Here is a 12,592-nt window from a genome sequence, read left to right on the forward strand (position 1 = left end):
ATTATAATAGTTATCGTTCCCATAAAGATAAAGGATTATTATATCCGGAATAGAAATATCCGCCAGTCCTGAAATCATCATAATTTAGAAAATAAGGAGCATTGCCTAGCCATGTATATTTATGTATCAGGTTTTGTGTCAGATTTTGAACCATCGGATGACTAAATCCTATACGGGTTACCTGACGGCCATTTTTACTCCTATATCCGAACCAGGCAGGTGCAAAATGTACACGCCCGTTTATCCAAGCTCCATTTTTATTTTTTCCAAGAAGTGGAGCTTCTCTTTCTAAATCTTTACCTTCTCCATCTTGCTTCCCCCAATTAGTATACAGATATGTACCTATCGAATACCTACCGATATTGAGTTCAACGGCATTTGTACGCCAACGATCTTCTTTATCACCAAGCGCATCATTAGAAAAAGTGAAAGAATGATGGTTGAAATAGCCAGTAATAGAACCTACTTTCTGTGCTCCATATTTCTGCCCTTCAATCTCCGATACCCCATAATATGTTCTTCCATAGCCACCGCCCCAGCCATCAACAGTTGCGGCAGCGTTCCATCCCCAATGATTATTTCCAACCCCAATGCCCGCCCCGATACTGAAGTCTCCATCGGTATAGCTTGCTCCGATATTCATACCTCCTGTCAAGCCGCTTGTACCAAAACCAAGTCCCGGGGATACGGATAATCCGAAGTGGTTGTTGATAGGAATAGTCATCGGTGGCGCAAGTTGATTATATGCTGTACTGAAAGCCATAGATCCCGCGAAGTTCCATGTAGAGCCTGTAATGTGTCCGGAAGCCAAACCGGCGGTATTGTATCCAAGCCAACCCGAAAGAGCACCCATACCACCGGATGCGAATGCTTTCGCTCCCCAATCACCTGTATAAATTCCATATCCAACATAACCGGTAACAAATCCTATTCCGGCAATAAGCAAATCATCTAGTCCAAACCATTCCCCACTCGGGTCCGTATATTTCAGCGGATTATTCAAACAGTAACTATACCGGTTGTAATTCTGGCTAAATTCCGGAAACTGGACATACGGGTCCGGACTCAGGAATCGTCCGAGTACAGGATCGTACATACGCCCGTTCATATCGATCAATCCGAACTCTTTCAGGTGCTCATGTCCGGTGTAGCCGCGATGAAAAACAAAGGCAGAGCCTACCGTGCGGTTACCCCAGGCATCGTAACTCGCATTAAAGATTCCCGAGCCGTTACCGTCGGTGATCTTAATTATACTTCCCAGATGGTCGGTATGCACATAATAAATCCTATCCGTCTGTCCCGGTTGCTTTACATAGACAGCAGCCAATCCGTCGCCGCCGCTTATGTAATACATTTGCATAGTTACCCCGTTTTCGGTAACCGCTTCATAGTCCCCTGCAAAAACAATTGTTTTCTGCAAAACGTTATTCTTTTTCAGTTCGGTTTTCCAGCGTTGTTGGTCAGGACCATATGTGAAATTCAGCAGGAGATTGTCCGCTCCGACCTTCTCACTGATGCTTGCCGCTTTGTTGAATGCCGTATAGGTTATAGCCTGGGTTTCGGATGATGACAGATTGCCCGTATTTTCAACAGATGTAACGGCATGCGGCTTAGTTCCGTAACCATAAATGCCCAGCCCTGTCTTGGAGCTTATGTTCCCGTTTGCCAGATAAGTCATTTTCATTGAGGATACAGCTCCCTGCTTCACCGAGGTAAGCCTGTCCATTTTATCGTAAACAAATGTTTCGGCAGCCGGCAGCATACCGCTACGGGATGTCAGGTTGCCGGTAGCCCCGTCAAATACATAATTCATATCACGTAACACAAACGTTCCTCTATAGGTATCATAGACAGTTCTCAGGTTGGTGAGTAGTCCCTGCGCATTTCGCGTCCGGGTAGCGGTAAGCGTTCCGCCCAGTTGCGTAGTAGTTACCAGGCCCGTCGTTCCTGTCAATTCCCAAATAACCTGTGTACCGGCCAACACTTTTACCAGGTTCCCGTATGCATCATATTGCTTGTTTACCTGTAACCCGTCCGGATAAGTCGTTGCACCCAATTGTCCCTGTGCATTGTAGACGTAGGTATAATCGAGCGTTCCGCTGTTGCCCTCTACCTGCCATTTTTCTGTTAGGATACGCCCGTAGCTGTCATGGGTATAGGCTATATAATTATTGCCGGTCTGCACTTTGGTCAATTGGAGCAGTTCATTACCTGATGTACCATAAGTGTAGGTGGTGGCGACACCGTCGATAGTTGTTGTTATCAGGTGTCCTAAAGCATTATAAGCGTTGGTTGTTACCTTTCCTTTTCCCTCAACCTGTTTTGTCAACCTTCCGGCAGCATCATAAGTGTATGAAATTGTCCCGGCATCCGGGTCAGTTAAAGTAGCCTTATTTCCTACAATGTCATACGTCATGGAGAAAGTGGCGCCATCTGCTACTATATTTTTCGGTTTACCCGACGAATAGTAAGTATAGGCAAGGGATGATGCCGGAGTATAAGCTGCGGTCGTTCCCTGGTCAATAACGGTTTTGATATTACCCCAGGCATCGGAAGTTTTGGTATAGGTACTCCCGTTGGCAACAGTCGTAACCTTTCGGTTGCCGTAAGTATAAGAGGCATTCTGTCCTGTGCTGTTGCTTGACGAAGCTATTCTTCCCTGCGTATCGTAAGTATAGCTCTCGGTAGTAGTGAGGTTTCCTGTTTGTGACTGCACCTGTGAAACCTGCCCTTTCGGGTTATAGGATGTAGTTTTCTTTATACTCATGTTTTTCTCCCCGTAGGATTCCACCAGTACTTCACGCCCTTTATCATCATACCATGTCTTTACCCAGGGCTGTCCTGTTCCTTGGGTAAGGGCATAATAACACTTGGACTGGAAAATGTCCCAACCCCATTGATTTGTTATTTTAGTTCCATCGGGAAAAACAGTGGAGGTTCTGTTTCCCCAATTATTGTATGTATGTGTAGTAGTAAGCACATTGGTTGAAAGCGTTTCATCTTTTTCAGTCAGTACATTGCCCCAGGTATCATAGGTGTAACTGCTTACTGAAGACGCGGGGGTAGTATACGTTTTAGTTAAGAACCGGTAGGTTGCATCATATATATTATTCACCGTAACCGATGTTATTCCTGAACCGCTTTCTTTCGAAGTCAGCATATTACCGGTATTATCATAGGTGTAATCGGCAGTTAATTGCAAGGCAGCGCCTTGATTCTCGATAACATTCGTCCGGTATCCTTTAGTGGTATTGTATGTAATGGCTGTCTTTTGCGTAAAGGCGGCATCATCATCAGTATGTTTTTGGGTTGAAGTAATCAATTGGGGTTTATAGCTTCCACCTGCCAGTATGTAACTGCCGTATTGCACGGTCTTATACATATTGTTGCCGAAGTCTGCTTTTTCCTCTTCCTGATAACCATAAATGGTATTAAATATAAAGGTTGTGGTAACGGTATTTCCCTCCAGGTCTTTATCCGTTTTGGTCGAAGGATAGGCGAAATATTTTTTAGAGCCTTTGTCCACAACCGTCAGTGTCGCATTTGTTTCGGCGGTCTTATCCCCTACCGTTGTTTTGGAGTATGTCTCGGAAGGTATATAGAAGCTTGTATTCCATGTCCTGACACCCGATTCGGTGACTATGCCAAGTGTGATATTATCCACTTTCTGAGAGGTAAGCCCCAATATTCCCTTTCCTTGCAAATGTACTTTCAGTCCGCTGTATTGGTAATTAGTCGTCACATCTCCGGCAGCGCCGTTACTGACAGATACCGATTTAACCGCATGGAATGGAACCATGTAATCGGCCACAGGGTAAACACTTCCCGTTCCTTTGGTATAAATTCCTCCATTGGCAAATGAGGCGTAGCTAATCGTAGTCCTGCCGCCATAACTGTCCGTAATCGTGCCTACTTTTCCTGCATCCGCGGAGAAATTACTGTTCCTGTATAACCGCCATACAGGATCGCTGTTCGCATTTGTGCTGTTGTAACAATCGTAGCCATAGTTCATCAGTTCTACTTGCCCGTCTCCGTTAAAATCACCTGTTAAATAACGATAGGATAGCCCGTCATCTGTCTTGCTTGACGTAGCCGACTTAACTTGTGTAAGTGTAGTTCCGTCCGAACGCATCCAGTAAGTATAGGTTTTGCTCAATAGCGAGTACATTGCCTTGGTAATAAGCACATCGTCTTTTCCATCGGAATCAAAATCAAATACCATGCATTCAAATTTGTCATCGTCGCTACTGGTGGAACTTTGATCGTAAGCATAAATCGAACAAGCTACCGATCTGGAGAATGTGCCATCACCGTTATTGAGGGCAAAATACCAATTAGTATCATTTGTGTCATTTGTTATATAATCCATTAGTCCATCGCCGTTAAAATCTCCGGAACGTATCATCGTCCAGTAACCTGCGCCGAAATTACTTCCCGTTGTTTTTTTACTGTCGGTAAATGTGGATGTGCTTATTCCGCTACCTTGGTTCCAGAAAATAGTATATCCGCCACTGTAGAATATCATCATATCATCCAGTCCGTCTCCATTAAAGTCCGAGACAAACATCTTTTCAGGGTTAGTGGGTAAAGTAAGTTCGAAAGTGGCTTTATATAATGTGGTTCCGGAATCCCATCCTACTATTGCTCCCGAATATTTATTATTATAGTGGCCCTTTTCCATATATATGACATCCCCTTTCCCATCCTTATTGAAATCACCTGTTGCATTGAGTGGCATTTCAGTGCTATACTTCAGGGTAAAGACAAATCTGCCGGATATAGAACCATAATAAGTAAAAGAGAAATCTGCCCGTGTGCCATCATTCGTTAAATTTGGTATGAATAATTCATTTACGCCATTACCATCGAAGTCGACAGCAGAAAATCCGCCTTTTTGCTGACTCCAGTATCCCATATTAAAACTGCTGCCGATAGAGAAATTCTCACCGGTCATAAACTGTACATTTCCGGAGGAGTTGAGTGAAGCATAATATATATATGCGTGTGTATCATTAGTAAATGGAGTATTAACAGAAGCTATCCCTACTATATCCGTCAGCCCGTCCCCATTGAGATCTCCGGAAGTGAACCGTTGTTCTTCAAAATTAGCCGTGGGATAACTTGAAGCGGCATTTACTGTAGGTTGACTAACTGATCCGGAAAAAGAAGGCAGATATATCCAGTTTAATGTAATAGGTATTAAGGCTTCTCCCACCGCATTTTTTACAGTTACGCCTGTCAGGCGTGAGTATTTGGTTGCCGTGCCATCATTGGTGTTATTATACATTAAATCATAGTTGCGGTAAGTATTACTGCCGGTTTTGGTCGTGATTGTTTTCAACCGGTAGTTCATCTGTCCTTTTATATTGCCTTCAAGGAAAAAAGGAGTAACATCACTACGGGATTCGTAACTGAAAGTAATCGTATTGGATAAGCCTGTGGATGAATTTTTATTCGTCCCGTAAATAATCGTATTAGGGCGCATGAAGTTATCCGTATTGGAATAGGTGTATGACATTGTATTACCCAAAGGGTCTTCCGCATAATCCAAATACCATGAATATATCCGTGGCGAACTACCGGAGGTATAGCTTAGCCTACCGGATGTGGTATTGCCATAATAATATTTCATACCATCGGGTGCCTGTACTTCAAGCCATAGATTAGCTGTGGAGGTATTGTATGTACCATGAACGATCACTTTTGTAAAAGGGTCGGATTCCGGATAAAATACAGTTCCTTCCAATCCGGCCGTTCCGGATGAATAGTAAATCAACCGCTTCCCATCAAGGTAGAATGCATCATCGGTCATATAGGTAAGTGGTTTAGCCATACCGTCGTGATAAATATTTTTCGGCCCGCGGGTAATTACCGACAAACCGGATATATTACATCCCCATCCGGCGATACCATTACCTGACTGGCTGTTATAAACGATAGAGAGGTTTGGCTGCATACCGCCTACTCCCAGCGGAACTTCAATAGGGATTGAAAACGTAGCTCCACCAGTAGGCGATACGCCAAACGTTCCATTGATGCCACCTACAGCCTCGGATTTGTAACTTGATGTATCCGGCACATCGGGATAATTAAATTCATTTGCTTGCCCATACAGTATTGTTAGGCTTGACAAAGTTGACAGTATGACGAGTAATATCTTTTTCATAATAAATTACTATCAAATTTTGCTTAATTTTTAATTATTTTCCACGAGGAAATTTTCCCATCAAGGCTAATTTGCATGATGTATACGCCGTTGGCTTTAGAACTGATATCTATACTTTCCCGGTCAGAACTGATAGCATTCCTTGTTATAACCTGTCCATTTATATTATAGATAGTTATATTTCCTTTCTGTCTATTGGCGGCATCAGGGATTTCTATTGTCAACTGTCCTTTTGTCGGGTTGGGATATATCTTAACTTCGACAATGTCATCCTCCAAAACAGAAGGTTTTATATCCGCTATGCCGGATTTTAAGTTTGCTTGCTGTGTATTAAGGGTGATTGTCCTTGTTATCCTGTTTCCCGCAACATCATAACTATAATAATTTGAATTGGATGCCGGCATATTACCCTGAAGGGAAATAGTCAATTTCCCCGGTACATCCGGCACACAACAGCTACAGTCCAGATAAGTAGGATTTGCAAAAATAGTTGAAAATATATCCTGTCCCAGCATACTGGAATGTACAGGAGCAACACCGATATTGTAATTACCCGGAGGAAGCAACATTTCGTGGGAAGTCCGGACTACTTCTATATATTCTGTCGGTATTATTATAATACCTGCTATAGTGGTTGTGGATGGCCCTTCATAACTGACGTCTATCTTCAACCTCGTAGGGCGAGTCAAAGGTAAGTAATACAAAACAGCACAGCCAAAAGTAGATTTACTCCAAACCCTGGTCTCTTCAAACGTAAAAACCTCGGGGATCGGACTCTGAAAACTAAAAAAGCTGTTTATTGTTCCCTGCCCGGAGGTTATTACTAACCCTGTTTGGGCTGAAATGGAATTGATAATAAGCCAGAATATGACAAAAGATAATATCTTGATGGTTTTCATAATATTGGGGATTTAATTTATCCTATGTATGTATAGATAATGTTTATTTTTGTCGAAAAAAATGTAGAGATATCCTTTCTTTATTATTTATCTTTAGGTCTGATATATCCTACCGGGTTATGCGATTTTAGTTCGGCCCGTCGTTTTATTAACACATCTCCGGAGCGGTGAGTGTTAAGTTTCCCGCAGATAGATATTAGAAAGGATAATGTTCTTGTCTTCATTGGACTGGGCGCTAGTTTTTTTTACATTTAAATGTTAAAATTAATTGTTTTTATATAACCAATATATTATCCGGATATGTTTGACAACATAGAAAACGGAAGAAGAAAATATACAGCCATTGTATCTCTATACTTTTGTAAATTAATTGTTCCCATGGTTCAAAAAAGCTATACCCTTTTGGGCCTTATAACTCTTCACTGTAATATCTAATTCTTTTGGCTTTAAGAAAAGTTCTCCGGTTAAATCATTTAGTTATTAGAAATTTCCTCAATTAGCATAAGGTAATTATTTCCCCCAATGCCTTTCGAAGTTTATATATGATAATTTAAAAATGCAGCTAATTTTTTAGTGTCCCATCAATATAATTTTTCCACTTAAAATGCAGGGAAAAAACTTATTTATTTTAAAACCTAAATCTTTCGGGTAACATCGCTCATTAAACGTCGAATCCTTTTCTATCCTATTCTTTACCGTATAAAACGGTAAAAAATGGCCAGACAACTTATAGCCCGCGGGCAGGTAAATATACAAACCCTGAATGACGCCTACACAATCAACCAGTCGGTAAGCAGTTGCGTGTTCGCAGCGGCAAGCAAAGGTACGGTATTAAATGCGGTAAGCATCATGTCGACAATCAAAGTAATGAAGGGGGATACGGACTTCACAGCATTTACTATCGGCTCAATAAGCAAGCCTGTGGGATTCTCCGCAGTTACCGTAAACAATGCAGACAAGACTATAACCTATACGGTTGCGGCCTATACAGCCAACCTTCCTGATAACGGTACCATTACCATACCCCTTACCAATATGTCTGTTCAGGATTTACACCTGATTCCCTTTTCATCACTTTTCCTTCATTATGGAATTGTGGCACCAAAATCCGGATACAAAGGTATTAACATTTTTTAATATCAATACTCATAATTTTATTTTTACATTAAATAGCATATAAGTAATTTTTATTCCGTAAGTATGAATCACGATCTTCTCAGTCCCTGCTGCTTTTTAACCGTAATATCCCTATTGAAAAATTTTATAATTAAACACACATTGACAGATACCAAAACTTTGTAGTAATAAAATTCGTTATTACTTTTACCACCCAATAATAAAAATAGTTAGGGGAAAATAAATATATCATGTTTCAGATAGAAGTAAAAGACGTATATAAGTCATTCAAAGATGTACATGCCGTAAAAGGTATTTCTTTTGCAATACATCCCGGAGAATTTGTTGCTTTACTTGGGCCTAACGGAGCCGGAAAAACAACAATGGTTGAAATGATGGAAGGATTAAAAAAACCGGATTCGGGAGAAATTTTGCTGCAGGGTAAAAATTGGCAAAAAAATGAAAAAGAACTTCGGTCAATTATTGGTCTGTCATTACAAGAAACACGTTTTTCCGATAAGCTGACTGTCTTTGAAACCTTACGCCTGTTTGCCAGTTTTTTCCGGCTTGGCGAAGAACGAGCGAATGAGATTATCGAATTGACCGGACTGGATAGTAAACGAAAGTCGATGGTAGGAACACTTTCAGGAGGACAACGGCAACGGCTTGCTTTGGGTGTAGCATTATTAAATACTCCACAAATTCTTTTTCTGGATGAACCTACTACCGGACTCGATCCCAATTCACGGCTCGACCTTTGGAATATTCTGAAGGAATTAAAAGACAGCAGGGAAACCACTCTCATCCTGACAACCCATTATATGGAAGAAGCGGAATCGCTTTGCGACCATATCATAATTATTGATGAAGGGGAAATATTAAAGGAAGGGAAACTGGAAGAATTGCTAGACGAGAATTCCCGAAATCTCGACGAATTATTTATCAGTCTCACAGGGAAAGCTCTTCGTGAGAATGGAAATGTCATGCTGTAATAAATACTTGTACACTTTCAATTATTTCAATAATGGAACCAATCAAAAACAATCAATTATATCAACTCTTCAAGACCCAATTCCTGCTGACGATCCGTGAACCGGAAGTCCTTTTTTGGGGCATGATTTTCCCGGTGCTTATCTCTATTGGGTTGGGCCTGGCTTTTACACAGCAAACAGAATCAAAATTTAATGTTGTTCTTGTTGAGAAAAATAAGACAGAATTAGATTCACTTCTCAACATTTATGCTACAAATGCGCAGAGCAAAGGAGAAAATATCCAAAATTGGAAAGTCAGTAACAAAACACTGGGTAATACTGTATTTAAGTTTTTAGAAAGCGACTGGAATTCAGCTATCATATCACTAAAGAGAGGTGAAGCAGATGTGATTGTTACGGATTCGTTGGGTAAAGCCGTTTATCATTTCGATCCGCTCAATACTCAGTCTCAATTAGCATATATGAAACTTTCGGCATTGGTGAAATCACCCGATTCAAGTATGAATGCTGAGAATACGGATATAGAACCATTAACATTGATGGGTGTTCGTTATATCGACTTCCTGATTCCGGGACTGATTGCTTTCGGGTTGATGAGTTCTATCATGTGGGGCATTAGCTATACAGTTATAGAACGGAGATCTCAGAAATTATTAAGGCGCATGGTTGCGACCCCGATGAAAAAATCGAATTTTTTGTTTGCATTGATGTTTGTCCGTATTCTCATGAATGTAGTTGAATCTCTGATCCTGTTGTTTTTTTCCTGGTTAATATTCGATATCCATATTCAGGGTAATATCGGAGCGTTGATTGTTTTATTTCTGGCAGGAAATCTTGCTTTTACCGGAATCGCTATCCTGGTTGCATCCCGCACTACTAAAACGGAGGTCGGCACCGGATGGATCAATGCTGTACAAATGCCTATGATGTTGTTATCAGGTATTTTCTTTAGTTACCATAATTTCCCCGAATGGAGTATAGGAGCCATTAAGTTACTCCCTCTGACAGCACTTACCGATGGAATCCGGAGCATTTTTAATGAAGGAGCCGGATGGATGGAAGTGATTTATCCGACTTGTATATTATCTGCTCTCGGACTTATCTGTTTCGCTATAGGTATGAAACTATTTAAATGGAATTGAATCTACGATTCTCATCATTCATTTTTTTGTAGTCTATACTAAGCTGAATTACTATTTTGTAAAGGTTGAGTACAGATACCTACAATATGATATTTATTGTTAGTATTAAGATGGTGAAATAATTATAATAATAGTTCCAGAGTTAATCACTAGCCGCCAAATAAGATAACAATACTTCAGGCAGGAGCCTATCATAATGAGAATGTTTTTCTCATTATGATAGGCTCCTTTAATTTACTCACCGCACCATTTACATTACAACACATTTATATCCAGACACATTAGCCTGTCCATCTTTCTTTGGCATATAAATAGCATATAGAGAAGAAACGATTAAAAGGATTTTATAAGTATAACTAAAAAAGAAGAATATGCTTACAGTGATATTAATAATAGCAGGTATTGCCTGCTTCGGATTATTTTATAAAACAATAGATTTTTTTGAAAAAATATAAAATTTACGATTATGATTCCATTATTTATTATAGCAATAGGGGTGTTTTGTTACATCTGCTACGTTTTGGTACGTCCGGAAAAATTCTGATAAAATAACAGACAAGAAAAATATAAGAAAATATGAACACAGAAATTTTAGGCATAATTGTAATGTTTGTTCTATCTGTAACTCTGGCAATACCTTTAGGAAAGTACATCGCAAAAGTTTATGGAGGGGAAAAGACATTCTTTGATCCCGTCTTCAATCCGATAGACAGGCTATTATATAAATTGGGAGGAATTAACCCTCTGGCAGAGATGACCTGGAAGCAACATCTTGTAGCATTACTCACCATTAATTTTGTCTGGTTTTTACTGGGGATGCTGATCTTAATGACACAAGGCAGTCTCCCTTTGAATCCGGATAATAATCCGGATATGTCTCCTGATCTGGCATTCAATACAACTATATCCTTTGTGGTAAACTGCAACCTGCAACACTACTCAGGGGAAACAGGTATATCATATCTGGGGCAAATGTGGCTGATGTTCCTTCAATTTGTTAGCGCAGGTACGGGTATGGCAGCGGCAGCAGTTGTATTCAGGGCTTTCCGGGATAAAAGCACTACTCAGTTAGGTAATTTCTATGACTATTTCATAAAATCATGTACCCGCATTTTACTGCCTGTATCTTTTGTTATAGCCATCATACTCGTGTTCGAAGGTACTCCGATGACATTTGAAGGAAAAGACAGTATCACTACATTGCAAGGGAATACGGTAGAAGTATCCAGAGGACCTGCAGCTGCATTTATAGCCATCAAACATGTAGGAACAAACGGAGGCGGTTTCTTCGGGGCTAACTCAACTCATCCGTTCGAAAATCCTTCTTATCTGACCAACATGGCTGAAATGTTTGCGCAGTTTGTTATCCCGATAGCCATGATTTTTGCTTTTGGCTATTTTACAGGAAGAAAGAGGCTCGCGCGAATGATACTTGGTATAATGACGATCGGATTCTTATTACTCGTTATTCCGAATATAGCAATGGAAATAAATGGCAATCCCGCAATATCAGCGATGGGCGTTGATAATTCACCGGGAGCGATGGAAGGAAAAGAAACCCGCATAGGAGCTGCTGCTTCGGGATTCTGGAGTATTGTCACGACCGTTATTTCCACAGGCTCTGTCAACTCTATGCACGACAGTACGATGCCATTGTCAGGTATGAACCAGTTATTGGCTATGATGGTCAACTGCTTTTACGGTGGAGTTGGAGTTGGCATACTCAATTTCCTTATATTTATAATCCTCGCTGTATTCGTCAGTGGATTGATGGTTGGACGTACACCCGAATTCTTAGGGAAAAAGATAGAGGCCCGGGAAATGAAAATAGCCATGATTATTGCGCTGATACATCCGTTCCTTATTCTGGCAGGAACAGCGCTTGCGACAGCCTTTCCCGGCGAGGGGGCATCCACCCTTAATAATCCCGGATTCCACGGATTCAGTGAAATACTTTATGAATACACTTCATCTTCAGCAAACAATGGCAGTGGGTTCGAAGGATTAGGTGATAACACGCTGTGGTGGAATATAAGTACCGGAATCGTATTGATATTATCCCGCTTCCTTCCGATAATAGGCCCGGTAGCCATTGCCGGACTTTTGGCTGAAAAGAAGTTTATCCCCGAAGGTGACGGTACATTAAGAACCGATACGGCGACGTTTGGCACAATGGTATTTGCCGTTATCCTTATTATCGCATTGTTGTCCTTTTTACCGGCTCTAACCTTGGGGCCTGTTGCCGAATACTTCACCTTGTATTAAATATTATAAAGA

General features: G+C 40.8%; 6 protein-coding genes. 4 read left to right on the forward strand and 2 right to left on the reverse strand.

Annotated features, from left to right (window positions below; translation table 11 throughout):
* Positions 1-10: 10 nt before the first annotated feature.
* Both ACYQ3L_RS16605 and ACYQ3L_RS16610 read right to left on the reverse strand, forming a co-directional pair.
* Entirely contained in the window at positions 11-6,166 is a 6,156-nt protein-coding gene (locus ACYQ3L_RS16605) for a polymorphic toxin type 23 domain-containing protein (RefSeq protein ID WP_379998046.1), read from the reverse strand.
* Positions 6,167-6,189: 23 nt separating this feature from the next.
* Positions 6,190-7,065, reverse strand: a complete 876-nt coding sequence (locus ACYQ3L_RS16610) for a T9SS type A sorting domain-containing protein (protein ID WP_379998044.1) — start codon at positions 7,063-7,065, stop codon at positions 6,190-6,192.
* 714 nt (positions 7,066-7,779) lie between these two features.
* Between ACYQ3L_RS16610 and ACYQ3L_RS16615 the strand changes: the two genes are divergently transcribed.
* The 4 genes from ACYQ3L_RS16615 (at position 7,780) to kdpA (ending at position 12,580) form a co-directional block, all read left to right on the forward strand.
* Positions 7,780-8,202 carry a hypothetical protein gene (locus ACYQ3L_RS16615; RefSeq protein WP_379998042.1) on the forward strand — a complete coding sequence of 141 codons (423 nt, stop codon included), beginning with the start codon at positions 7,780-7,782 and terminating at the stop codon, positions 8,200-8,202.
* A 230-nt stretch (positions 8,203-8,432) separates the two neighbouring features.
* Positions 8,433-9,173 carry an ABC transporter ATP-binding protein gene (locus ACYQ3L_RS16620; RefSeq protein ID WP_379998039.1) on the forward strand — a complete coding sequence of 247 codons (741 nt, stop codon included), beginning with the start codon at positions 8,433-8,435 and terminating at the stop codon, positions 9,171-9,173.
* A gap of 32 nt (positions 9,174-9,205) precedes the next feature.
* A complete protein-coding gene (locus ACYQ3L_RS16625; RefSeq protein ID WP_379998037.1) occupies positions 9,206-10,315 on the forward strand; it encodes an ABC transporter permease in 1,110 nt (369 codons plus the stop codon).
* 576 nt (positions 10,316-10,891) lie between these two features.
* Positions 10,892-12,580, forward strand: a complete 1,689-nt coding sequence (gene kdpA, locus ACYQ3L_RS16630) for a potassium-transporting ATPase subunit KdpA (protein WP_379998035.1) — start codon at positions 10,892-10,894, stop codon at positions 12,578-12,580.
* Positions 12,581-12,592 lie beyond the last annotated feature (12 nt).

This window comes from Dysgonomonas termitidis, from assembly GCF_054657735.1.